Origin of the sequence: Trichocoleus sp. DQ-A1 (assembly GCF_039961955.1) — a bacterium.
Lineage (GTDB): Bacteria > Cyanobacteriota > Cyanobacteriia > Cyanobacteriales > FACHB-T130 > FACHB-T130.
Genome location: NZ_JAMPKE010000002.1, coordinates 440,867 through 464,649 on the forward strand (window position 1 = coordinate 440,867; position 23,783 = coordinate 464,649).

Here is a 23,783-nt window from a genome sequence, read left to right on the forward strand (position 1 = left end):
TGTGAAAGTCGCGATGATTGTTGGTCGATTTCCGGTTTTGTCAGAAACCTTTATCTTAAACCAAATCGCTGGTTTAATCGATCGGGGTCACGAAGTTGATATCTATTCTGACCAACTCGGAGATACTTCCAAGGTGCATCCAGCAGTAGAAAAGTACCAACTCCTGAATCGTACCTACTATATCCAAATGCCATCTAATATTGCGATTCGCGGGCTAAAAGGCTTGGGGTTGCTATTCGCGAACAGCTACAAAGACCCAGCCCTATTACTGCGATCGCTTAATGTTTTTAAGTATGGCAAAGAAGCTGCTTCATTGAGGTTACTATATGCAGCAGTCTCATTATTGGGCAAAAAAGAATACGACATCATCCATTGTCAATTTGGCCCTTTAGGATTCATCGGGATGTCATTTCGGCTGATTGGTGCGCCCCACGGAAAATTAATTACCTCATTTCGCGGTTTCGATATTAGCCAGCATATTCAGGAATTCGGTGAAGACGTTTATAATCCCCTATTCGCCACAGGAGACCTTTTTCTTTCTAACTGCGATTATTTCAAACGTCGCCTGATTAAGCTAGGTTGCGATGAGAAGAAAATCATCGTCCTTCGTTCGGGCATTGATTGTAGCAAGTTTGTGTTTACCACACGTCATCTACCCGGTGATGGTCGTATTGGGATTGTCACCACGGGTCGCCTTGTCGAAAAAAAAGGGATTGAGTATGGAATTCGTGCCATTGCCAAGTTGGCTAAGGCATACCCCAACATCGAATACAACATCGTTGGGGATGGGCCATTAAAGGAAAGTTTGCAGCAACTCATTGATGAGCTGGACGTTAGGGACAAAGTAAAATTGCTCGGTCACAAGCAGCAGCAGGAACTCATTGAAATTCTCGACAACTCCCATATATTTATCGCCCCCTGCGTGACAGCGAAGAACGGCGATCAAGATGCCCCCGTAAACGTATTAAAAGAAGCAATGGCAATGGGTTTACCCGTGATAGGGACGCAACACGGTGGCATTCCAGAACTAATTGAAGATGGGATTTCAGGTTTTTTGGTTCCCGAACGAGATGCCGATACTCTGGCTGAAAAGTTGGGCTATTTATTTGAACATCCGGAAGTTTGGCCTGAAATGGGTCGCTCCGGTCGCGCCTACGTAGAAGCGCATTACGACTTTAACAAGTTGAACGAGCGGTTAGTAGAAATCTACCATTAGATAGAGTTCAACCATTAAAATTGCATTTGGCAGGTTAAAATCTGCCATTAGAAGTATATTTTTCTAGAAAAAACATGATATAAACCGAATGATTTTCTGATTGAATGAGTTAAAAAATAAAAACTTCAAGTAAGGATTTTATATTAATTGCAACTTCACTAAAACTTCACATTAAAAATAGGGGAAATCGTGTTTTTTCGATGCTTTTATAGCAAAAAGTCTGGTAACATTTACTAGAGAAAGTGAACAAAGCTAACACTGTGTTTCCTACGAGCAAAATAATTTAAGAGCAAGCGTCGGCACAGTGAAACATCAGGAAAAAGCGCTCCGGCAAGAAAATTTAGCCTGGAATTAGCAATCAACGATTGGCTGTTCAAAGGTTCAGTAGCGGTAGACACTATGAGTCGAAGTCAGACACTCGGACGAGAAACAAGGTTGCGTGAGGCTAAAGCAAAATTAAAATTGGGCTTAATGAAGCGAATTGGAAAATTCGATAAACTGACCTCTCTGATTTTGGAGGTGCAGAAGAAAACTCTCTATCTAGGTTTAGTGACAATGATTTTGTCTTCTATTCTAGATAGTGTAGGAATCGGATTGATGATTCCTTTCCTAAAAGTAATTTTGAATGAAGGAGGTGGAACGCTTCTTCCTCAAATGGCTTTAACGGAAGGGTTGAACAGTTGGCTAGCGCAGCAAGGTAAAGGAACGCTCATTAGCTTGTTTGCCTTAGTCCTCATGGGTTCTTTAATTTTAAAAGGGTATTTCTACTACATTTCCCAAGTCTTGACTTCCATTTATCGGGAAGCCGTCATCAAACGCTTGAGGAAACGGCTGTATCAAACCTATTTATATTCGCCCATTGAATTTTTTGATAATGTGCAGATGGGTAAAGTAACCAGCACCTTACATACAGAGGTGATGGAAACAAACAAGCTGTTGACTAACTTCTTTTATGGCTTGACCAACCTGCTGATTTTAATCGCGTATCTGGGAACGTTGGTGATCGTGTCGTGGAAAATGACGGTTCTAACGACATTTTTGATTACAGGCGTTGCTTTATGGCTCAGTTATTTCTTGAAAAAGATTAAGACATCGGGGGGTTTAGTTGTTACTGCTAAACGCACTCTGAACGCGATGGCTTTAGATACGTTAAGCGGTGTTCGCATCGTTAAATCTTATGGTGCGGAAGATTTTGAACTGAACCGCTTCAATAAGATCAGTAGCAATTATATGGAGGCGAACATCGGGCTAGCTAAGAAGCTAAACATCATCGACCCGCTGACAGAGTTAGCGACTTTGGCTGCGGCGATGGTAGTTTTAGTCGGTAGCTACACTTTGTTTATCTCCAAGGGTCTGCTGACGACCGCAGAGCTACTGATATTCATGCTGGTTCTGATTAGAATTGTTCCGGTACTGAAAAAGGTGAATGCCGCGAGGGGTTCTGTCCAAGAGTCTCTGCCAGCGTTAACGAAAGTCACGGAGGCGCTCTCGTTACCAGAGAAATATCCGCTTCCTAATGGAAACCAGAAATTTACAGGGTTGCGCGATCGCATTCTTTTCCAAAATGTAAAATTTGCCTACAGCGGCAGATCTTACGTCCTCAACGGTTTGGATCTAGAAATTCCTCGTGGCAAAACTGTGGCGCTGGTTGGCGCTTCTGGAGCCGGGAAATCCACTGTGGCATCTCTCGTTACCCGTTTCTACGAAGTGACCGACGGTGTAATCGAGATCGACGGTCAAGATATCCGAAACTACGATGTTGTCTCGCTACGCCAGCACATCGGAGTCGTTAGCCAAGACACCTACATCTTTAATGCCTCACTTCTGGATAACATTGCCTACGGTTTAGAGGGAATGGACAGAGAAAAGGTGATTGAGGCAGCCCGCCTTGCCAATGCCCACGAATTTATCTGTCAGTTGCCCAACCAATACGACACAGTGGTAGGAGATAGGGGCGTTAGGCTTTCCGGAGGACAACGACAACGCATTTCAATTGCTAGGGCAATGCTGCGGGACCCGGAAATCATGATTCTCGATGAAGCCACTAGCGCCTTAGATTCGCAGTCAGAACAATTAGTGCAAGAAGCACTGGAACGTTTGCGAACAAACCGGACTGTAATTGTGATTGCCCACCGTTTGGCTACTGTCCGGAATGCCGACAAAATTGTGGTAATGGAGAAAGGTCGAATTATCGAACAGGGAGGGCATGACGAGTTGCTTGCCCAGCAGGGAGCTTACTGGTCTTACCACAATCTCCAGTCTTTGCCTGTGTAAAACAGACCTGCCCAAGCGACACCGGGCAACTACACAGTACAGACTTTAAACACAAACAAGTTTTTTCCCTATCTAGCTGAGTTGATGCATAGCAAACAAAACAGCCGATAAATTGTTTAGTCTTTAGCGAGGAGTTCCTGATGTTAGATCCCCAAGTTACGATTGTTGTTTCACCCCGCGAACGTTTCAGCTGCGCCCGCGAGTCGCTGGAAAGCATTTACGAACATACATCAGTCCCATTCAAGTTAGTTTACGTAGATGGGGGTTCACCCGCTCACATTCAGCGTTATTTGCAACAGCAAGCGACTGAAAAAGGATTTCAAATCATTCGCACCGATCACTACCTCACTCCAAACCGCGCCAGAAACCTCGGTCTGAGTCAGGTTACAACCAAGTATCTCGTCTTTATCGATAACGATGTGATCGTCAGCCCAGGCTGGTTGGAAAGCTTAGTTCAGTGCGCTGAAGAGACAAACGCTAGCGTAGTGGGTCCCCTGACCTGCCAAGGCACTCCGGTACACGAAATTGTCCATTTTGCCGGTGGAGAAGCCCACATTTGGCTGGAAAAAGTCGGCGAAAACCCCAGACGGCGTCTCCGCGAGAAAATGTACAAGCAAGGTCAGAAAGTAGCGGAGGTGCGACCCAAGCTCAAACGTCAACAAACCGAACTAGCAGAATTCCATTGCGTGCTGGTTCGCGCTGAAATCTTTGAGAAAGTCGGCTTGCTCGATGAACAAATGTTCAATACTAAAGAACACCTCGATTTCTGCATGACAGTCGTTGAGGCGGGTGGTAGCGTTTACTTTGAGCCAGCGTCTCTTGTCACTTATGTTCCAGGCCCGCCACTGAAGCCTTCAGATATGCTCTTCTATATGCTGCGTTGGAGCGACGCTTGGGAACTCAATAGCTTGCATCGCTTGCGCGATAAATGGAATTTGGACGAGGACGGGTACTTCAAATATCGCTACAAGCGCTTGGGATGGCGGCGATACGTGACAATCCTGAACCCAATTGGTAGCCGCCTGACTTTAGGTCTTGCTGGGGGCGGGGTGGCAAAAGTGTTGCGTCCTCTAGATAAGGTGTTTAACCGTTATCTCACGAATCGTCAGGCTCGCCTGCAAGCGAAAGGGCTACAACCTCAGATGCCTGCAATACCGGAGAAGAAGCCTACAGTGACGGCATCGTCCCGTTAGGTTGGCGTGTAAGGGTGTAGAACGACGAAACGAAGGTGCCAAAAGAAGGTGCGATCGCTTCGACGATAAATACCCTTACACAGCCAAAACCTAAGTCTTCATCCAGAAAACAAGTGGGGAAAGCGATCGCAATCCACAGACTTTTTTAGTCGTACTCCTACCTTGGAAAAGTGGATGCTATTACTAAACTTGTTCTGTGTTAAGCGATTCCCCGCTTTTTCAGGAACGCTCCTGTTGAAATTGAAATGTTGTTTGGGTTTTCCTTCTTCAAAGAGAGGTTTTACCTAAGCCGTTCAATGATTGTTAATTTTTTTAAATGCACTTGACTTAGACAAAATCAATGGACTTCGCCTAAGCCAAGTGCAACAAAAATGAAGCATTCCAATCAAAAGCAAAATTATGCACTCTTTTGCTCAAACAAACATTCAACTCTTCAACCAGCTACGTGCAGAAGGCTACTCAAGCAACGATATTAACCGCATCCGTGATGCTTATCAGCTGACAATGCAGCTGTTCACAGGTGCTTTTCGAGCCTCAGGTAAGACGTTTATTGCCCATCTAGTCAGCACTGCTAGTATCCTAGTTTCTCTTCATGTACCTGCAAAGATAGTAGCAACAGGTCTGCTTCATGCTACCTATACTCATGGTGACTTTGGAAACGGGAAAAAAGGCATTTCCAATGCCAAACGCGAACAGGTAAAACGTGTTGTTGGCAAAGAGATTGAGGAGTATCTTGCTAGATATGCAACGCTGTCCTGGAATAAAAAGACGATTCCCGCTATTTTTCACCGCATTGATACGCTCGATCCGCTTGATCGCGATATTCTTTTGGTGCGCTTAGCCAATGAGCTAGAGGAATACTTGGATTTTGGTATTGTTTATTGCGGAGATTTCAAACATCAACAATACATTAACTATGACGGTCATCTAATCGTAGAAATGGCAGAAAAGTTAGGTTTTCCTAATTTAGCTATTCAACTAACAGAAGCATTTAAAGAAACTGCCTCCGCTGAAATACCTAGCGAACTTTGTAACACAAACGCTCAAGATGTTTCGTTTCGTCTTGCACCAAAGTCCTATCAGAAGCGGCTGTCCCTCACCTTTTATAATTTGTTGATTCATAAACCCCGTCGTTTAGTTTCTGCCATAGCCCGTAAGCTTGGTAATTTGCGTCCCAGTACGTCCATGACAAAGGATGTTCCTGCTATAAGTCAGTCAGAGTAAGGCGATGATTTACCATAGGGAAGTGCTGGCTGGCTGTAGCAAATATTAATTTTTTGCAATTTTTCAAAATTAAAATGAAAAAAATCTCTGTCATTATTCCGGTCTATGGAGTAGAAAAATATATTGCTGCTACAGTAAAATCAGTTTTAGAGCAAACCTATAAACATTTTGAACTTCTAATTATCGATGATGGTTCTCCTGACCAAAGTGTAGAGATTTGTCAGCAATTCACAGATCCTCGAATTCAGATTATTCGCCAGCAGAATAGCGGGGTTTGCGCCGCTCGAAATACAGGAATTCGCCATGCTCAAGGAGAATATCTGGCTTTTTTAGATGGAGACGATCTGTGGTTACCAGAAAAGCTAGAAAAACATATTGAGCATCTAGAAAATTCACCAACTGTCGGGCTTAGCTTTAGCCGCTCTGCTTTTATTGACGAAGCGGGGCAGCCATTAGGTATCTATCAAATGCCTAAACTCAAGGATATTGCTCCACCCTTGATCCTCTGCCGTAACCCGATTGGAAATGGCTCAGTTCCGGTGATTCGGCGAGAGGTTTTTGAAGCTATTAAGTTTCAAGATGCTCCTCAAGGTACTGCAAAAGATTGTTATTTCGATGAAAGATTGCGACATTTTGAAGATGTCGAATGCTGGCTTCGCATTTCCTTAAAGACTGATTGGCAAATCGAAGGCATTCCTGAAGCTTTGACGCTGTACCGAGTGAATGCTGGGGGCGCTTCAGCCAACCTACTCAAGCAGTTAGAAGACTTGGAAAAGGTGCTTGAAAAAACCCGCTCCTATGCTCCAGATTTGATTGCTCAGTATGGAAACCCAGCTAAAGCCTACGAGTTGCGGAAATTAGCCCGCTGGGCAGTCCGGCTGAAAGCTGCCCCAACCGCTGTAGACATGGCTCACCGCGCCTTATCTACCCACTGGCGCATGATTCTTGACGAACCCCGGCGGACACTTTTGACGTTGGGAGCTGCCTATTCGCTGTGGCTACTGCCACGTCCTCTCTACCGCCAGATGGAAAGTTTTGCCTTAAAAATGACAGGAGCCGCCCAAAAACGACGCATTCTTCAAGATCGTTCCCGTCAATTGGCATAATGATAGAACCTTTTTTATAAACACCCGCTCGCCATCAAAATAGGTTGCAGAATATGAGGGTTGTCTACCTAATCCAAACCCATACCAATCCGGAGCAAATTTATCGGCTGGTTAAAGTTATTAAAAAGTCCAGTAATGACTCTTATATAGTAATGAGTCATAACTTTAATGCTAGTCAAATAGATGTAGAACTCTTCGAGAGTTTACCGAATGTTAAAGTACTGAGAGCCAAGAAAGTTGGAAGAGGCGATTTCTCAATTACCCAAGCTTATTTGGATGTTGTTGACTGGATTTTAACCCAGAATATTCAATTTGATTGGCTAGCTAATCTCACAGGTCAAGACTATCCGACTCAATCGCTCTCAAAATTTGAGAATTTTCTGGCTGCAACCGAGTACGATGGATTTTTTGATTATTTTAATGTGCTTTCTGATAAGTGTACTTGGGGAGCTAAAGACGGGCGCGATCGCTACTTCTATCAATACTGGTGGTCAGGTATAGAATTAGCCAAGTGGCAAAGAGCCTTATTCAAACCTTTTCGAGTTCTTATTAATAATGTTCAGCCTTTTGTGCGGATTGATTCTTCCTATGGACTCATCATCGGGCAACGGGCCGCTTCAGCTCCATTTAATGACAAATTTGTATGCTATGGAGGCTCTTACTTCAAAACAATTTCTAGACAATGCATTCAATACATTCATGATTTTTGCTCTGCCAATCCTGATTTAGTGAACTACTACAAGAAAGTTCGCCTTCCCGATGAATCTTTTATGCAAACCATCTTATTAAATAGTGGTTTGTTTAATTTTTATCCCCGCAATATGCGCTATATTGATTGGGAGAACAGCCGACACGGTCATCCCCGCATCCTCACATCTGAAGATTTTCCAAATTTAATTAAAGATAAATATTACTTTGCTAGGAAATTTGACATAAACCGGGACAGCAAAGTATTAGATATGCTTGACGAAAGAATTTTTCAAGCAACTTAAAGAAAATGGTACTTTTTATGAAAAAATTTTCGGTTATTATTCCAGCCTACGGAGTAGAAAATTATATAGCTGCTGCAATTGAATCGGTTCTAGCTCAAACATACAAAAATTTTGAAATTATTGTAGTTGATGACGGCTCTCCCGATAGAACTGTAGAAATTTGCCAGCAGTTTATAGACCCTAGAATTAAAATCGTTAGCCAGAAAAATAGAGGACTCGCTGGAGCAAGAAACACTGGAATCCGCCATGCTCATGGCGACTATTTAGCTTTTTTAGATGGCGATGACCTTTGGCTACCGGAAAAATTAGAGAAACATCTCGAACATTTAGATAATTCCTCAACGGTAGGGATTAGTTTTAGCCGTTCTGCTTTTATCGATGCAACAGGAAATCCCTTGGGTACCTATCTGATGCCCAAATTCAAGGACATTACACCACCGGATTTACTTCGTGACAATCCAGTCGGAAATGGTTCGGCTCCCGTAGTTCGGCGAGAGGTATTTGAAGAAATTAAATTTCAAGATAATCTTTACGGGACTGTTGAAGATTTCTATTTTGATGATAATTTTCGTCAGGCAGAGGATATAGAATGCTGGCTTCGCATCCTCCTCCAAACCAACTGGCAAATTGAGGGGATTCCTGAAGCGCTGACACTGTATCGGGTAAACGCGGGAGGTCTTTCAGCTAGTTTGCTGAAGCAATTAGAAGCTCTCGAAAGGGTAATTGAAAAAACACGCTCCTACGCTCCAGAATTAATCGCTGAATGGGAAAACCCTACTAAAGCATATCAACTGCGATATTTAGCGAGAAGTGCAGTCCGTTTAAAAGCAGGCTCAATGGCTGTGCAGCTAATGCACCGAGCCTTGGCTGCTCACTGGCGCATCCTTTTGGAGCAACCCCGCCGCACGCTGATGACCTTAGCAGCTGCCTACTTGCTCTGCTTCTTACCCCATCCTGTTTATTACCAAATAGAGGCTCTTGCTGCCAAAATGACTGGGCTTATTCAAAGACGCCGTATTCTTCAAGATCAGTCTAGCTAATCTTTATAATCAACATTTTTATACTTCTAATAAAATTAATCTAACTGCTTCAATAAAACCTTGACGTTGCATTAATTGATGTTAGTATAGTGGCGTTTTAGTGACTGGAGCAGCTAGACCATGAAAATTTTCTTAGAAATAAAAAACTTTTTCAAAGAAACAATTAAGGGTTCATTTCTCGATCCGGTCGTTAGACCATTTTTAGATATAGTAAATCCTCCTAAACGCAGTGACATTCTTAATAGACAAGACAATGCTTTCACGATTGAAATAATGTCTTGTGTTTTAGCAAAAGACTCAAACTGTATTGATGTTGGTTGTAACACGGGCGATTTACTTGACAAAATTTTACAGTTTTCACCTCTAGGATTTCATTATGCATTTGAGCCAATACCACGGTTAGCGAGTAGGCTTAGAAAAAAATTTCCAACTGTTGAAGTAAGAGAAACAGCTTTGAGTGATTCGGAGGCAGAAACTACTTTTTGGTATGTAGTTAATGCTCCTGCTGTAAGTAGCCTGGATAAAGAATGCTGTAAAAGCCATATTCCTGATGCACTTATGGAACCAATCACTGTTAAAACTCAGAGACTTGATGATGTATTAGCCCCAGACCTTAAGATTCATTTCATCAAGGTAGATGTAGAAGGGGTAGAATTGCAGGTTTTTAGAGGTGCTATCAGAACATTAAAAACTTATAAACCTTACTTAGTCTTTGAAAGTGGCTTAATTAATTCTCAGGAATGGGTTGATGGGACATTGAAAGACGGGAAATGGCACGATAGCAGAATTTACGATCTGCTTGTCAATGAGTGTGGTCTAAAAATTTTTAAGCTAAAAAATTGGGTAGATGGTTTAGCTCCGCTGAGTCGGGATGAATTTCTAAAATCTTCTGCTTGGAATTTTTTGGCAATGCCTTAGTAACAGAAAAATTTGCCTGAATACTTTTTGAGCTATCTGCAAAGTGGCAATTAGCTAATTTTCTAGTACTTTTTATTATGCTAGTTTTGTGCAGGCAAGATTGGTATTGCTTGTTACTGTTATTTTAATTTTAAAGGAAATATATTAATGTTTTACTTTAGGCGGACAAATCGCATAAGTAAAGTCTATCTTAAGGGGGACGCTTGCAAGATAGGCACTGTAACAAGATGTAAAGCGTAAAGCGACTAGGATTGCAAGCGTGGCTTGAGTCCCTTAAAGAGTTCCTTAGACTGGGATTTTAATTATGACCATAGCTGTAAATGTAAAAAATTGGGTGCAACGAAAAGGTCATAGCCTGTCGTGAAGAATCTAATTTTGTACACCATTACTGAATTTGGACATGGTTAAAAGACAGAGATTTTTTTCCTAGGGTACAGAGTTTAGTATCTATGTCTATGTGGGTGAAACAATAAAACAAGGTTCGGTTGAAAACCGGGAACCAAATAAACCCACATTTCGTCTATATACCAGGTGTACTATTTACCATTCTGAACTTAACTATTCTAGAGTGCCTGATTTCCAGTGAAAGCACCTATTTACTGCTGTTTTAACTTTGTCGATGCTATTGCAGTTAAACAGTTTTAGTTAAGTTTTTGAACACAGATTTCTCTGTCAATTTATGACTTTGCTTGCACAAAATCACCAGTATTTATTATGCAGGCATTTCTAGTTTGACAATTGTTGCAAATTTTGTTGTTACCGCATAGAGAGCAGATAATCAGGTTTTTTTAATACCTTGACCTGGTTGAATCTAGCTATCTCTACTTAGGGTACATCCGAAGTGTTATGCACAACACTTTGGCAGATTGCTGCGTTCACTTTTTCGTGCAGTTGTTTTCTGGAGGTTGAAGATCGTGAAAGTTTTATATCTGATTCAAAGTCATAAAAATCCCGAACAGATTTTTAGACTAGTGCAAACTCTAAAAAAATCAAGTCCCCAATCTCAGATATTGATTAGCCATGACTTTAGGGGTTGCCATTTAGACGTAACGGCCTTTCACGAATTCCCAGGAGTGAATGTAATTAGGGGTACGGGAGGACGAGGAGATTTTTCGATTGTTCAAGGTTATCTGAATGCCATTGACTGGCTTTTTAGCCATAATGTTGAATTTGATTGGCTTGCCAATATTACAGGCCAAGACTATCCGATTCAACCGCTACCAAAAATTGAGAAGTTTCTTGCGGAATCACTTTTTGATGGCTTTTTAGAGTATTTTGATGTACTTTCAGATTTAGAGGGAAATCTTTGGGGAAGCCGGGAAGGTAGCGATCGCTATCTCTATCAGTACTGGCGTTCGGGTCAATATTTACCACTGTGGAAACGCGCTATCGTCAAAATTCCTCGCATGGTCATTAATAATGTCCAGCCTTTGGTGAGAATAAATTCTTCCTATGGGCTGATGCTAGGAGTTCGTACGACTTCATCTCCATTCAATGAAAACTTTAAATGCTATGCAGGGTCTTACTTCAAGACTCTATCGAGGAAGTGTGTCGAATATTTACATCATTTTTGCCAGCATAACCCCGATCTAATTAATTACTATAAAAAGACTTGTATTCCTGATGAATCTTTTGTCCAAACGGTTTTAGTCAATAGCGGGCAATTTCATTTGTGTAACGACTATAAACGCTATATTGATTGGACTGGGACTCGCCACGGTCATCCTCGTACTCTAAATGCTGAAGATTACTCAGCAATTATAAGAAGGGACGTTCACTTTGCCCGAAAATTCGATATGACGCAGGACAGCAGAATTTTAGATATGCTTGATGCAAGAGTTTTAAAAGAAAGTAGCCCAGTCACCTTAGGCATTAGTTAAGACTTAACCCGTCAAATCTGTATAGTCAGCTATAATTCCTTAGTTGGAAGTAGCTGATTATGGGATTTGAGGCTCAACGATGCTTAATGCAGCTATTAATCATTGGTCAACCATTGAAGCGATCGCTAATATTACATTTGCAGGGCTGGCAAGCGTCCAACCAGTTCTGACTAGCTTATTAGTCTTCGCCATCGGGCTTTGCCTCGCCCATATCGCCTTCAAGCTGATTAATAAATTTAGCGCTCAACCAAGCCTTTCGTTAGCTCGAACGGTTCGCCTTGCCGTCATTGCTTTGTTTGCCACAGTCGCACTTCAACACATCTGGCTGGCTAGCAACATTCTTAACGGTGCATCAGGGCAGGCAGAAGTCGTCAGTTCCCGCAATTACCAAACCAATGTGTCTCTGGGGGAGACGAATGTTGCAATCGGGGGAGGGGGTTATGTTACGGGTATTTTTCTGCATCCGCTACAGAAGGATCTGGTTTACATCAAAACTGATGTGGGTGGCTTCTATCGTTGGAATTCAGTAAATAAAAGTTGGGTACCGCTAACTGACCACTTTCCACTAGATAAGAGCAATTACTACGGCGGAGAAGCTCTAGCCCTCGATCCAAAAGATCCAAATATCGTTTATATTGCCGCAGGCAAATACGTCTGGGATGAGCCTGGAACTATCTTTAAGTCTAACGATCGAGGTGCAACCTGGAAAAAGCTGGATTTGGACTTGCCAATGGGGGGCAACCAAGATAGGCGGGAGGTAGGCGAGAGACTCGTCATCAATCCGTTTAATTCCAAGATGATTTTATTTGGTTCGCGGCGCGATGGGCTTTGGAAATCTTTAGATGCTGGCGCGAACTGGACTAAAGTAACTTCTTTTCCCGGAAAGCCGGAAAAAGATATCGGCATCACAGCAATTGTCTTTGACAAAGATAAGCGTGGCTTAGTCTATGCCAATGCCTATGGTGATGGAATTTATAAATCTACTAACACAGGCATTACCTGGAGCAAGATGGACGGAAGCCCAAAAAAAGCGATGCGGCTAGTGACAAGTCGCAATAACACTCTCTACACAACAATTAATGGAAGTCCTGGAGTTAAAAAGTATACAGATGGAGATTGGAAAAACATTACTCCACAAGGCTCCAAAGAGGATTTTAATGGGTTGAGCATTAACCCTGCTAATTCTAAAGATATTCTTGTTTCTACAAAAGAGAGAAAAAATACTAAAATTTATCGCTCATTCGATGGCGGAACTACATGGAAAGAGCAGAAGCGATCGCTTAACAATACCGTTCCTTGGTGGTCTAGCTATATGCTCTCCAATCCTTCTGTCTCTGCGATTGAGTTTGACCCCCACGTTTCTGGAAGAGTTTGGTTTACCGATTGGTACGGAATATGGCGGACAGACAATATTAACAAACAACCCTCTGCCTGGACGAACTATCAAAAAGGACACGAAGAGCTTGTCACCTTCACCTTAACTGCGCCTCCGAGTGGCGCGTTGTTGTTGAGTGGGGTGGCAGATGTAGACGGGTTTTACCACAACAAGGGATTAGACAATTATCCATCTAAAACCTTTAGTGCTAGTGGCCCTTCGTTCCAGGATACCTACAGCATTGCCTACTATGAAAAAGCTCCCCTGCAAATGGTGCGCGTTGGCGGTAATCGCTGGAACAATACTTATTCGGGAGCAACTTCGACAGACGGCGGCTTAACTTGGAAAGAATTTGCTTCATTTCCAAAAGACACGATGCCGATGCGTATAGCGATGTCAGCAACTAATCCAAAGTTATTTGTTGTCACTGTTAGTGGAGATAAAGCTCTCCGCACAGATGATGGAGGCGCTTCGTGGAAAGAAGTTACTGGCTTACCCAAGGGTTCCAAGGGACCTTGGAATTGGTCTTTGCCGCTGGCAGCAGACAAAGTGGATGGTAACACGTTTTATTACTATAAGAATGGCAAATTCTATCAAAGTACCGATGGAGGTTTGTCTTTTAAAGTCGTGAATTCATCACTTCCCGATGAAAGTTGGCACTCCCTAAGAACCGTATCTGGAGTTAAAGGTGAAATTTGGCTGAGTCTCGATAAGAAACAACTTTACCATTCGACAGACGGTGGCAAGACCTTCTCTAAGATGAATGCAGTTAAGAGATCCTATTTGTTTTCTTTAGGAAAACCACAGCAGGGAAGCACGATTCCAGCACTGTATGTGTACGGAGAAATTAATAATATGGGCAAAGGAATCTTCCGTTCTCTCGACAGAGGGAAGACATGGCAAAGGATTGGTAATCCGAAAAATCCGATTGGCAATAGCCCAAATGTGATGGAAGCAAGCTTGCAGCAGTTTGGTTTAGTTTTTATTGGTACAAATGGCAGAGGAATTTACTATGGCAATTAGTAATCCAGCAGGAACATCCTCCTAAGGCGGCAAGCAAATACATCTCGTGACGCAGTTGTAGCGAAGGGGTTCGGAATGCGATCGACCCTTACAATCTATTTAGAACCCCAGCCTTACCCGTTTACCGGAAAGAAAGAGCTTGAGGAAAGGTGGGAGAAATTTCTCAAGTAGTCTAATTCAAGTAGTCTAATCGCCTGTCAAGATATCTCAATCACAAAAATAGACGTTCCGTGGAACGTCCATCATGCAGCCATAAATTTTAACAGAAAGCCTATAGCTGCTAAGGCTGCTTACCCTACGACAAGCAAGCTACAGCATCACGACAATAGGTACTTTACAAACGTCCCTTCAAATAAGAATTTTTTTATTCCCACTTAACTCGTTCTAATTTCACAGATTTCTTCTCTGCCTGAAAAGGCTTTTTATAAAGGTTAAGCTTTTGTTTCAAAATTAACCAGAAGAAAGGCATATCGTCTATTAAATATCTTTTCCATAACCTTTGTGGCTCGGATAAGAGTCTATGTAACCACTCTATTCCTGCGTCGCTCATCCACTGTGGAGACCTTGGTTTATGACCTGCTTCAAAGTCAAGAGATGCGCCAACAGACAAGAAAACTTTGATATTGGGTAATTTATTTTTATACTTCAATATCCACTTTTCTTGTTTAGGGGCACCGACGCCAATGGCTAAGACTGTAGCGCCTGACTTATTAATCCTGTCAATAATTTCTAGGCATTCTTTTTCGCTCTTTTCAAATCCGAAAGACGGCGAATGAGAAGCAACTATAATATTTCTGCCTACTTGGTTATTGATTCGCTCTTGAGCTTTACGAGCCACCCCTTCAGCAGCACCCAGCAAGAAAATCTTAACGCTTTCATTGTCCTTGTGGTGCATATAGAAAGCGGGAAATAAATCTGAACCCGACAGTTTTTCTTTAATCGGCGTTCCCAAAAATTTAGAAGCGTACAATACTATTTGACTGTCACACACTTTATAAGTAGCGATATTGTAAGCTTTGTAAAAATCTCCATCGGTTTGCAGCTTCATCAGGTGGTCTACGTTTGGCGTAAATACGATACCACCTTCCCGATCGAGTTTGGTTAATAGCTCTGCTCTTGACAAGTTGTCAATGGATACATTAAGTACATTAACTTTTTTCATTGACTCCTCTCACTTTAGCAATCTACTCGTGTGGGGACAGCACACTAATAACAACACGATAGTGAGCGCCAGGCTTACACTACCTCTACCGTGGGAGAGGACAAATCTTTATAAAAGTTTATTCCCCTGGGTAGATTGGAAAATTGAGTAAACAAGCTTCGATGTTATAGTAAGGCTTTCTCTGAGCGAAAGAAAAAAAGTTGCGATCGCGCCACAACCAGCCGTGACCTCTGCTGAAAAGCCTGCCCTATCTACCTCCGACGCGCTAAGCAAGGAAAGTCGCTACTCACTTCCCAACGTTCGCCTGTATGAATCAGTAGGGTTAGCTGAGCAGCCGTAAACTCAAACTGTAACGGTCGCTCCTGAAACTCAGCCCAAGCTAGCTTAAAGTTTTGCCGGGTCAAGTCTCTAAAAGCAACAGTCATGTGAGGAGCAAAGGGACGCTGCTTGGAAACCGAATCGGCAATTCCCAAGTTTGTCTCCATCTCGGTCATTAAATCGGCTTGTAACGCTAGCAGTTCCGGCGTCTTAAGAACATTGATGTAAATAACACGCGGTGGAAATGCTCCAAACCCTTCCAGGGTAATGGAGACAGGTGAACGATGGGAAGCAAACGTTCTCAAGGATTCTTCCAGCACTGGCACTGCCTCTACCTGCCATTCAAACGGCGGTTGCAGCGTGATATGCGGGGGAGATTTCTGGGCACCTTTGCTAGCATAGGTTTGGGCGAAGTGCTGCTGAATCTCTTTGGCGTAGTCTTGAATCTCTTGCGGCGGCAAGAGAGCAATAAAGAAGCGGCGTTTTGTATTGTCCAAGAACTTCCAGGGGTAGTTTACTTGTTAAATAGATATAGCCAGATAAGGGAAGAAAGTGAATGCCCTGGTTTGTAAAGATTGAAGAAGGCATCGTTGATAAACCGATCTTTGATAAATCTGTACCGGCGCACAAAGCTTATGTCCAGGATTTGATTACCAAAGGATATCAGGCGCGTAGCGGCTACTGGCTGGAACTGCGAGGCGGCATGATGCTATTTGAGGCGTCTTCACTGGAGGAGGCGCGCGCAATTGTCTCACTCGATCCGCTGGTGCAAAACGGCTGCGTCAAGTATGAACTTTATGAGTGGCGAGTGGTTGCCGAATAAAAGCGAATCCTTGATTGCCGCCAGAGGTTTCAATTTTCAGTGAATGATGTTATGCTTTAGATGATCTGGACCCATGCGATCGCAACGCCTAAACCTTGTCAGAACCGGAAGGTAGCAGCAACACGGGATGCTTGTGATAGGCGTGGTATCCGGATCACCCGAATCGCCGCCTCGCCCTCGTTTGCCTTGTAATTGGTGGGCAGTTTCTCGATTTCACGCTTATGCTGGAATCAGCAGATACTTGCAGATTAAAGGAGCGACTTATTGCGATGGCTGGTTTTGGAGATATTGTTCAAAAAGCGTTTTACTTAGGGGTTGGCTTAGCTGCCTCTGCGGGTGAGAGAGCTGGGGGAAAGTTAACTGAGTTGCGATCGCAAGCTCAAAAGCTAGCCGATGAAATGGTAGCAAAAGGAGAGATGACAACAGACGAAGCCCGCCGGTTTGTCGATGATATGATGAAACAAGCCCAGCAGGCACCCGTTGAGCCATCTAGTAGCACTCAAGCCGGTGAGCCGCGCCGGATTGAAATTCTCTCTGAAGATGAAGAGCCAAAGTCGGCAGCGGCTCCAAATGCGGCTCCAAATGCGGCTCCAAATAATGATGTGGACGCGATGCGCCAACAGGTGCAAGCACTACAGGACGAACTGCGTCGGCTAAAGCGCGATTAGCTTTGCAGTAATGAACGATAAACTGCGAACAGCCGAATCGTTAGCTGCATAGGCAAGAGCGAGTCGCTGCGAGGAGCATCACACGCCTTGCGATCGCGCAAGGCAACGGGTGCTAATCTATAGCATTGCGATCGCATCATTGATTCACACTATTTAGAATAGAATTGCAGATTAATTGGCGTCATCGCGTCGCCGGTAAAAACTAAGCCTTTTGTGCTGAGTATCCAAAATGGAAGAGTGGCAAAAAGATTTTTTCGAGATGATGGAAGCAGTCGCTGATGAAGTAGAGCAATTCTTCATTGGCATCACAGAAGTAGTAGACGCTGTTGCCGAAAGCGTGCAAACTACAATTGCAACCGATCTCAATCAGTGTTTGCAGGAATTATTTGAACCGATCGCTGAAATTTATTTAGAATTTGAAGAAATTGTGGGTGAAGGTGAGCAGTCTTTTTCCTATATGGTGGATACTGTTGAACCCACCCCACAAAAAAATCCTGCATGTATGGGTTGTCACCATTACCACGGACAAGCTTATGGTGGAAACCTGTTAGTCTGCGCCATGCATCCCTATGGCTGGGATGATAAAAATTGTCCGGATTGGGAGGGTAGTACAGATCCGTTCAACTCTAAAGATATTTTCTGAACAAAGCAGGTGAAGAAGGCTGAAAAAGCTTGACCTGCATTCATATTCAAGGGTTATTAGTCCTTTATTTGTTATAAATGACTAATAACTAACGACCCACGTTTGCTACCACTACTGATGAGTCAGTCGCCAACACAACAACAATTATCATCTGAAACGCCGCTCTCGGAAATGAAATACGGCGAGCGAAATATTTCTGAAGGACAATTAATTACCTTCCCCAATCCGCGAGTCGGACGCCGCTACGACATTCACATTACTCTACCAGAGTTTACCTGTAAGTGTCCGTTTTCTGGCTATCCTGACTTTGCCACCATCCATATTACCTATGTTCCCGATCAAAGGGTAGTGGAACTGAAGGCGATCAAGCTTTATATCAACAGTTACCGCGATCGCTACATCTCCCACGAAGAATCCATCAATCAAATTTTGGATGACTTTGTGGCAGCTTGCGATCCTTTAGAAGCCACTATCAAAGGGGATTTTGCACCGCGCGGGAACGTCCACACAGTCATTGAAGTGCGTCATCAGAAGTCGCTTGATGCCTAGATAGCAACCCAAAAATTCACTTGCTACTGCTAACTCTACCTAGGTTAAAAATTATCTTTTTCAAAAAGCCCGTTAGACGGGCTTTTTGCTTTATGTCATCAAACGCCTATTTATCGGTTAGAAATATCGGCACAAAATCAGTCTATAGGTGAGTGATAACTTCTCTCGACTTCCTTAAAATTTCGCACAACTTCGCGGCTTTTTAGATGGCGAAATGGAGGTTTCATGACAGTTGCACAAACTCTTAACCATGTTAAGAATAGGTTAACTCAAACAAAGCTACTTCCTCCAACTTGGTTAAAATTTTTTATTGTTGTCGTACTGGTACTAGGACTATTCTTTCGAGTCGTCAACCTAGACCGAAAAGTTTACTGGGGCGATGAGACTTTCACTTCGTTACGGATTGCTGGTTACACCAAGGCAGAATTCGCCCAAGAAGTCTTGGATGGGCAGGTAATTGGGGTCGAAGATTTGCAGAAGTTTCAACAACCCAATTCGGAAAAAGGTATAAGCGGAACCATCAACTCGATAGTGGTCGATACTCCCCAGCATCCGCCCCTATATTTTTTGATGGCAAAATTTTGGGTACAACGATTTGGCTATTCACCAGGGATAATCAGAAGCTTGTCTGCCTTAATTAGCTTGCTAGCGTTTCCTTGCATCTATTGGCTATGCCAGGAATTATTTGGATCTTCCCTAGCAGGATGGATAGCGATCGCACTCATCGCCGTCTCCCCGTTTCAAGTTCTCTACGCCCAGGAAGCACGACCTTATAGTTTGTGGATTGTGGCGATCTTACTATCGAGTGCGGCACTGCTGCGAGCGATGCGGCTGGGAAATAGAGACACCAAAACCCTTATTTCCACTTGGGGGCTGTATGCAGCAATGCTAGCACTGGGAATTTATACCCAGTTATTTTTTGCGTTGGTTGCGATTGGACATGGAATTTATCTATTGACAATCGAAAAATTCCGATTCACTAAAACAGTCTTTGCCTATTTGCTGGCATCTTTGGCTGGTTTGCTCACATTTGTGCCTTGGCTTTTAATTCTAATTGCTAATTCATCTACCGTTGAAAAGACAACAGATTGGTCTCGCCAGAAAGAAAGCCTGTTTTCTTGGGTGAAAGCTTGGACTCGCAATATCACTCGGACATTTCTTGATACAGATCCAGCAGGAGGAGTGATTGAGTTTGGATTTAACAATCAATGGACAGAATTTATCCGACTGACACTGGTAGGAATGATTTTATTCCTGTCAGGATATGCAATTTATTTTATGTGTCGTAACACTGGCAAGCAAGTTTGGTTATTTGTTTTAACTTTGCTTGGGGTAACTGCCCTTCCCTTTATTTCCAGAGATCTAATCTCCGGAGGAGGATTGTCAGGTTCAACTCGACATCTAGTTGCTGTTTATTTGGGGATTCAGCTAGCAATTGCTTACTTACTGGCTACTAAAATTAGTTTGCCTTCGAGAAGTGCAAAGGTACAAAAACTATGGCAATTTGTGCTTGTTGCAGTAGTTTCGAGTGGTGTTATATCCTGTGCCATCAGTTCTCAACAAGAAATCTGGTGGAATAAAGCTCTCTCTCAAACTGAATACAATCCAAAAGTAGCCCAAATCATCAACAAAACAGCTCATCCGCTTTTGATCAGCAATGAGAAACTAAACTTTTTTCTTCCTTTAACCTATGCACTGGAACCGAAAGTGCGGCTTCAATTAGTCGTTAAACCAAATGTGCCTCAGATTCCAGATGGGTTCAGTGATGTGTTTTTATACAGGAGTTCCAAGGAATTAAGAAAGGCACTACAAAAGCAGAACTACAAAATAGAGCCTGCATACCAAACGGGTCAAGTTTGGCTTTGGAAACTAGAAAAAAAGGTGTGAGTGGAAGACGTTATTTGTTGGTAGAGGCGCGATGCATCGCGCCTCTACCAACCCACATCAAAAATGGTTTAGGACTGGGTCGCGATCGCTTCTATCTCAACAACTGGCACTTCCTCCTGAGACGGATGACTGACTCGATCCAAAATTTCTAACAGTTCCCGTTCAAAAGCAACCTGTGCGCGGTTAGTTCTGCCGCCGACATAGAAGCGAATCTCCTTGTGAGAAGCGGCGCTAACTCCTTCTTGCAGCGCCCAAATTTGGGAATGAGAAAAATAACTCATGACTACACCCAGCATCAGCAAACCAAAGCCAGCATAAACAAACGGGATACCCGGATCGGCTTTTATTTGCAAGCCAGTGCTGCCGATTACTTCATCAATGCTCAGCCTGACTCCATTCACAGGTACCGACATCCCGGCGCGAATAGTATTGATTAGCTGACCCTTTGGGTTATAAAGCATCAGTGTTCCCTGCAAATCCTTCGCAATTAAGGCAACTCCCTCACTCAAATCCGGTTTAGTGGGAATCCAAGTTCCCCAGATTCGACCCTTGCTGACAGTATTTAATGACGCCATCGGCAACTGTAAAACTGGGCTATTATTCAGCCGCACCTGGATACCTGCAATTCCCCAATCTGTTTGATAAAGCGTCACACCTCGGTAACGCAGCGGCTGATTGACGTGAATCGTTTGACGATCAACTTCTTGTCCTTGTTTATCCAAAACCGACAAATCGGAATAAAACTGGTCGATTCTGCCTTCAGGTGTATAGTCGATCCAAAAGCGATTTACCCGCACCGACCAATCTTTGGGAACTTGTGGTAGCGCCCAAGAACCCGCTTCGATGATGTTTTTTATCTGAAACGTATCGCCGCTGGCAACCATTTCCTGGGCGACAAAACCCGTGATACTCCCCCAAATTGCGCCCCCCAGAATAATTAACATACTGGCATGAACAACAATCGGGCCAATCCGCCCCACCAGACCTTTTCGGGCGTAAAGTTTATCTCCTTCTTGAAAAACTTTATAGCGCCGCTGCTGCAACAACTCGGTCAGTTTGTTTAGCGAACCTGTTTCGAGTTCCGCACTCAAGGCGAGTTTCTGAAATTGGCGGGGTTGGTCGTAAAACTTCCAGTGCTGTGCTGCTTTTAAAGCTGGAAACTGGCGGGTGAAGGTACAGGCAGTTAAGCTGCTGCCAAACAAAATTAGGAGTGATAAAAACCACCAGGTGCGATAAACACGATCCAATCCGACTACCTGGATTACCTTCCAAGTCAGGAAACCAAACAAAGCAGGATGCTCTGGATAGTTCGCTTGGTAGAAAGCGGGTGACTGACCCTGCTCAATGACCGTGCCAGAGATGCTGAAAAGCGCGATCGCTAATAGCAACGCGATCGCTAACCGCAAATCTGCCAGTAATGGCAACAACTCCTGTCGCCAAAACCGATAGGAAGTTGACCCTAAGTTTGAGAAAAAAGAATTTTTTGCAGTCATTTTTTGATAATTGATAATTGGTAATTGGTAATAGCGAGTGCTTTTGATTACCTTTAACCAATCGGAATCCGAGACAGCAGCGAAAATACCCCAAATCCAACCAAAAGCACACCACTAACGGGTGTAATCCAACTCGACCACTGGCGCAACTCCAGCAACTTCTTAATAGAGGCTGTAAAAGTTCCTGCCAAAATCAACGGTGCCACATAACCTGCTGTGTAGGATAGCAGCAAGACTGCACCTAATACCATGTCTTGCGTCGTGGCAACCCAACCCAGTAACGTTCCCAATACGGGAGTACTGCACGGGGACGCAACCACCCCAAAAGTTAGACCAATCAGATAGGAACGCACTCCCGCTGGTAATTCTTTAGAAATCCACTCCATCCCACCCCAAGCAGGCAATGGAAGGGGCAAAGCTTCTAGTAAATTTAGCCCCATTGCGATCGCGAGAATGCTCACAAGGATCGGCAAACCAAATCCCACTTGACCGTAGACGTTCCCCAGCAACGCCGCTAAGATACCAAGCCCTGCCAGCGTTGTTGCCAATCCCAAGGAAAACCAGGTAGCTTGGGCAGCTGCTTGGAGGCGGCTTTTGGTTTCATAGCCCCCAATGTAGCCAAGGGTGATGGGCAACATGGAAAGCATACAGGGGGTCAAACTGGTGAGCAATCCGGCTGCAAAGATAATGCCAATACTGATAACGCTGAGATGTTGCAGCTGGATAAAAACGAGACGGTTGGCAAATTCACTGAGTTCGTAGAGCTGGGTTTGCAGACTTTCAATCATGAGGAGGCTAGTTCGCGGAATGCTGATTCTGCTTGAATTTTAGCTTACTTGGAAGGGTAGAACCGGCGCGAAGGAAAGCGTCCGCATTGTTTGCTTGACAATAACACCCATCAATGTTTTTTATCAACGCAGGTTTCTCAAGAAATTTTTAACGCCGTTTCTATTAATTGCCCCATTAAGCTTGCAGCGAGTCTTTTATTCAAATGTTCTTAATTCAGTCGGCGGATGCATTAAATTGAATATTTCTTTAGTTGGATTGACCCAGGAAACCCAACACCTGTGAGGGTTACGCTATCGATAACCCATCCTACAAATCATTAATCCAGCCTACTGATTGTCAAGCCTAAAAAAGAAAATTTTTACTTTTTTCATAAAGGAATAATATTTTTTTTGTATTTCTTAACATTAAAGAACATTCAACATTAGAGTTTTTTTCCAAATTTAGGGAATCCTAAATACGGACACTAGGAGCCTATATTATTCCTCCTTTCCTTGGCAGAGGGATGACTTCGCCAACGAACTGCGAGCATCATTGACTATTTAATTGGAAACTCCAAGAAGGTCGAGGAGAGTGCTATGTCCGTGTTGAATGTTGAATTTGAGCCGCTTAACTTAATTTCGATATATCTAAAACCAAAAGGTATAGAAGGAGGAATAGATGGTTACAAGTTATAGACGCAGTAAAACCAGTACCGGCAAATTGCAGAATCAAGAATCCTTGAAACTGCGTCAGCAAATTGCCGAGCTAGAGCAGACACTAGCCGATTGCAAGGAGGTCGAGAAAGAACTGCGTCAACGGGCGGAGATGTATGCACAAGTCTTAGATGCCATCCCAAATTTAGTAAAGTGCCAAAACTCCCAATCGCGCCTAGTTTATGCCAACAAAGCATTTTGCGACTTTTACGGCATGACACTGGAACAGCTTTGCGATCGCGATCCGACAGATATTCCTCTAAATAACCGGGATGCTACCCAACAGTCTGTCGTGGATGACGCCTATGTCGTGAATACCGGGCAGACGCTCCACATCTCTCAAGAACCTGTAACTCGTTACGATGGGCAAGTCTATTTATTTGACATCGTTAAAGTCCCTATTTTGGTAGTGCCCAAGATGTAATGATGGAGAAGAAGAGTTTCTTTGTGATATTTTCCTCTTATGCCCGTCTGTCCCATTTGTGCATCTACTCAAACCGTCAAAAATGGTCGCATCC

Annotated in this window: 21 protein-coding genes and 1 other RNA gene; 17 read left to right on the forward strand and 5 right to left on the reverse strand. The window is 43.4% G+C overall.

All coding sequences use genetic code 11. From position 1 onward, the window contains the following. The first annotated feature begins 1 nt into the window (after position 1). The 10 genes from NDI33_RS04310 to NDI33_RS04355 all read left to right on the forward strand — a co-directional run bounded on the left by NDI33_RS04310 (position 2) and on the right by NDI33_RS04355 (position 14,241). Positions 2-1,216 (forward strand): glycosyltransferase, encoded by a 1,215-nt coding sequence (locus NDI33_RS04310; protein WP_190674601.1) that lies wholly within the window; start codon positions 2-4, stop codon positions 1,214-1,216. A gap of 399 nt (positions 1,217-1,615) precedes the next feature. Continuing rightward, complete coding sequence (locus NDI33_RS04315; RefSeq protein WP_190524554.1) at positions 1,616-3,490, forward strand: ABC transporter ATP-binding protein; 1,875 nt, start codon at positions 1,616-1,618, stop codon at positions 3,488-3,490. Positions 3,491-3,630: 140 nt separating this feature from the next. Continuing rightward, positions 3,631-4,683 carry a glycosyltransferase gene (locus tag NDI33_RS04320; protein ID WP_190411172.1) on the forward strand — a complete coding sequence of 351 codons (1,053 nt, stop codon included), beginning with the start codon at positions 3,631-3,633 and terminating at the stop codon, positions 4,681-4,683. Positions 4,684-5,082: 399 nt separating this feature from the next. Further along, positions 5,083-5,907 (forward strand): DUF6817 domain-containing protein, encoded by an 825-nt coding sequence (locus NDI33_RS04325; protein ID WP_190674605.1) that lies wholly within the window; start codon positions 5,083-5,085, stop codon positions 5,905-5,907. Positions 5,908-5,981: 74 nt separating this feature from the next. Then, on the forward strand, positions 5,982-7,013 hold the full coding sequence (locus NDI33_RS04330; RefSeq protein WP_190674608.1) for a glycosyltransferase family 2 protein: 1,032 nt from the start codon (positions 5,982-5,984) through the stop codon (positions 7,011-7,013). A 53-nt stretch (positions 7,014-7,066) separates the two neighbouring features. After that, a complete protein-coding gene (locus NDI33_RS04335; protein ID WP_190674610.1) occupies positions 7,067-8,005 on the forward strand; it encodes a beta-1,6-N-acetylglucosaminyltransferase in 939 nt (312 codons plus the stop codon). Between the two features lie 17 nt (positions 8,006-8,022). Beyond that, on the forward strand, positions 8,023-9,045 hold the full coding sequence (locus NDI33_RS04340; RefSeq protein WP_190674613.1) for a glycosyltransferase family 2 protein: 1,023 nt from the start codon (positions 8,023-8,025) through the stop codon (positions 9,043-9,045). Between the two features lie 120 nt (positions 9,046-9,165). Further along, positions 9,166-9,963: an FkbM family methyltransferase gene (locus tag NDI33_RS04345; RefSeq protein ID WP_190674616.1), complete on the forward strand. Its 798-nt coding sequence runs from the start codon at positions 9,166-9,168 to the stop codon at positions 9,961-9,963. 1,073 nt (positions 9,964-11,036) lie between these two features. Next, entirely contained in the window at positions 11,037-11,843 is an 807-nt protein-coding gene (locus NDI33_RS04350) for a beta-1,6-N-acetylglucosaminyltransferase (RefSeq protein WP_348245619.1), read from the forward strand. A gap of 79 nt (positions 11,844-11,922) precedes the next feature. Next, positions 11,923-14,241 carry a hypothetical protein gene (locus tag NDI33_RS04355; RefSeq protein ID WP_190674619.1) on the forward strand — a complete coding sequence of 773 codons (2,319 nt, stop codon included), beginning with the start codon at positions 11,923-11,925 and terminating at the stop codon, positions 14,239-14,241. Between the two features lie 364 nt (positions 14,242-14,605). Here the strand turns inward: NDI33_RS04355 and NDI33_RS04360 are convergent, their stop codons facing one another. Further along, complete coding sequence (locus NDI33_RS04360; RefSeq protein WP_190430085.1) at positions 14,606-15,403, reverse strand: WecB/TagA/CpsF family glycosyltransferase; 798 nt, start codon at positions 15,401-15,403, stop codon at positions 14,606-14,608. A 251-nt stretch (positions 15,404-15,654) separates the two neighbouring features. Beyond that, positions 15,655-16,218, reverse strand: coding sequence for a 2'-5' RNA ligase family protein (locus NDI33_RS04365; protein WP_190674622.1), 564 nt, complete (start codon positions 16,216-16,218; stop codon positions 15,655-15,657). A gap of 59 nt (positions 16,219-16,277) precedes the next feature. Here NDI33_RS04365 and NDI33_RS04370 point away from each other — a divergent pair, with 59 nt between their 5' ends. From NDI33_RS04370 to NDI33_RS04380, 3 genes are all read left to right on the forward strand, one after another. Beyond that, the gene (locus tag NDI33_RS04370) at positions 16,278-16,544 is read left to right on the forward strand and encodes a YciI family protein (RefSeq protein WP_190674625.1); all 267 of its coding nucleotides are present in this window, start codon (positions 16,278-16,280) and stop codon (positions 16,542-16,544) included. Positions 16,545-16,606: 62 nt separating this feature from the next. Beyond that, positions 16,607-16,703, forward strand: an RNA gene (ffs, locus tag NDI33_RS04375) — signal recognition particle sRNA small type. 110 nt (positions 16,704-16,813) lie between these two features. After that, positions 16,814-17,212 (forward strand): phasin family protein, encoded by a 399-nt coding sequence (locus NDI33_RS04380; protein ID WP_190674628.1) that lies wholly within the window; start codon positions 16,814-16,816, stop codon positions 17,210-17,212. Here the strand turns inward: NDI33_RS04380 and NDI33_RS04385 are convergent. Further along, positions 17,209-17,352 (reverse strand): hypothetical protein, encoded by a 144-nt coding sequence (locus NDI33_RS04385; RefSeq protein ID WP_190435440.1) that lies wholly within the window; start codon positions 17,350-17,352, stop codon positions 17,209-17,211. The genes NDI33_RS04380 and NDI33_RS04385 overlap by 4 nt on opposite strands. A gap of 89 nt (positions 17,353-17,441) precedes the next feature. Here NDI33_RS04385 and NDI33_RS04390 point away from each other — a divergent pair, with 89 nt between their 5' ends. From NDI33_RS04390 to NDI33_RS04400, 3 genes are all read left to right on the forward strand, one after another. Then, positions 17,442-17,855, forward strand: a complete 414-nt coding sequence (locus NDI33_RS04390; protein ID WP_190674630.1) for a hypothetical protein — start codon at positions 17,442-17,444, stop codon at positions 17,853-17,855. 117 nt (positions 17,856-17,972) lie between these two features. Next, positions 17,973-18,404, forward strand: a complete 432-nt coding sequence (gene queF / locus NDI33_RS04395; protein WP_190674633.1) for a preQ(1) synthase — start codon at positions 17,973-17,975, stop codon at positions 18,402-18,404. A gap of 225 nt (positions 18,405-18,629) precedes the next feature. Continuing rightward, complete coding sequence (locus NDI33_RS04400) at positions 18,630-20,291, forward strand: glycosyltransferase family 39 protein (RefSeq protein ID WP_190674636.1); 1,662 nt, start codon at positions 18,630-18,632, stop codon at positions 20,289-20,291. A 68-nt stretch (positions 20,292-20,359) separates the two neighbouring features. Here the strand turns inward: NDI33_RS04400 and NDI33_RS04405 are convergent, their stop codons facing one another. Together NDI33_RS04405 and NDI33_RS04410 are read right to left on the reverse strand one after the other, a co-directional pair. Further along, positions 20,360-21,784: a cytochrome c biogenesis protein gene (locus tag NDI33_RS04405; RefSeq protein WP_190674638.1), complete on the reverse strand. Its 1,425-nt coding sequence runs from the start codon at positions 21,782-21,784 to the stop codon at positions 20,360-20,362. Between the two features lie 53 nt (positions 21,785-21,837). After that, positions 21,838-22,572: a cytochrome c biogenesis protein CcdA gene (locus tag NDI33_RS04410; RefSeq protein WP_190411189.1), complete on the reverse strand. Its 735-nt coding sequence runs from the start codon at positions 22,570-22,572 to the stop codon at positions 21,838-21,840. A 658-nt stretch (positions 22,573-23,230) separates the two neighbouring features. Between NDI33_RS04410 and NDI33_RS04415 the strand changes: the two genes are divergently transcribed. Further along, a complete protein-coding gene (locus NDI33_RS04415) occupies positions 23,231-23,689 on the forward strand; it encodes a PAS domain-containing protein (protein WP_190674641.1) in 459 nt (152 codons plus the stop codon). Positions 23,690-23,783: the final 94 nt, after the last annotated feature.

Coding starts and splice junctions, on each gene's coding strand:
- queF (WP_190674633.1), top strand. CDS start 17,973: ATGAGTCAGTCGCCAACACAACAACAATTATCATCTGAAACGCCGCTC.
- NDI33_RS04400 (WP_190674636.1), top strand. CDS start 18,630: ATGACAGTTGCACAAACTCTTAACCATGTTAAGAATAGGTTAACTCAA.
- NDI33_RS04385 (WP_190435440.1), bottom strand. CDS start 17,352: ATGATGCGATCGCAATGCTATAGATTAGCACCCGTTGCCTTGCGCGAT.
- NDI33_RS04405 (WP_190674638.1), bottom strand. CDS start 21,784: ATGACTGCAAAAAATTCTTTTTTCTCAAACTTAGGGTCAACTTCCTAT.
- NDI33_RS04335 (WP_190674610.1), top strand. CDS start 7,067: ATGAGGGTTGTCTACCTAATCCAAACCCATACCAATCCGGAGCAAATT.
- NDI33_RS04320 (WP_190411172.1), top strand. CDS start 3,631: ATGTTAGATCCCCAAGTTACGATTGTTGTTTCACCCCGCGAACGTTTC.
- NDI33_RS04345 (WP_190674616.1), top strand. CDS start 9,166: ATGAAAATTTTCTTAGAAATAAAAAACTTTTTCAAAGAAACAATTAAG.
- NDI33_RS04325 (WP_190674605.1), top strand. CDS start 5,083: ATGCACTCTTTTGCTCAAACAAACATTCAACTCTTCAACCAGCTACGT.
- NDI33_RS04360 (WP_190430085.1), bottom strand. CDS start 15,403: ATGAAAAAAGTTAATGTACTTAATGTATCCATTGACAACTTGTCAAGA.
- NDI33_RS04380 (WP_190674628.1), top strand. CDS start 16,814: ATGGCTGGTTTTGGAGATATTGTTCAAAAAGCGTTTTACTTAGGGGTT.
- NDI33_RS04315 (WP_190524554.1), top strand. CDS start 1,616: ATGAGTCGAAGTCAGACACTCGGACGAGAAACAAGGTTGCGTGAGGCT.
- NDI33_RS04410 (WP_190411189.1), bottom strand. CDS start 22,572: ATGATTGAAAGTCTGCAAACCCAGCTCTACGAACTCAGTGAATTTGCC.
- NDI33_RS04370 (WP_190674625.1), top strand. CDS start 16,278: ATGCCCTGGTTTGTAAAGATTGAAGAAGGCATCGTTGATAAACCGATC.
- NDI33_RS04415 (WP_190674641.1), top strand. CDS start 23,231: ATGGTTACAAGTTATAGACGCAGTAAAACCAGTACCGGCAAATTGCAG.
- NDI33_RS04355 (WP_190674619.1), top strand. CDS start 11,923: ATGCTTAATGCAGCTATTAATCATTGGTCAACCATTGAAGCGATCGCT.
- NDI33_RS04330 (WP_190674608.1), top strand. CDS start 5,982: ATGAAAAAAATCTCTGTCATTATTCCGGTCTATGGAGTAGAAAAATAT.
- NDI33_RS04390 (WP_190674630.1), top strand. CDS start 17,442: ATGGAAGAGTGGCAAAAAGATTTTTTCGAGATGATGGAAGCAGTCGCT.
- NDI33_RS04340 (WP_190674613.1), top strand. CDS start 8,023: ATGAAAAAATTTTCGGTTATTATTCCAGCCTACGGAGTAGAAAATTAT.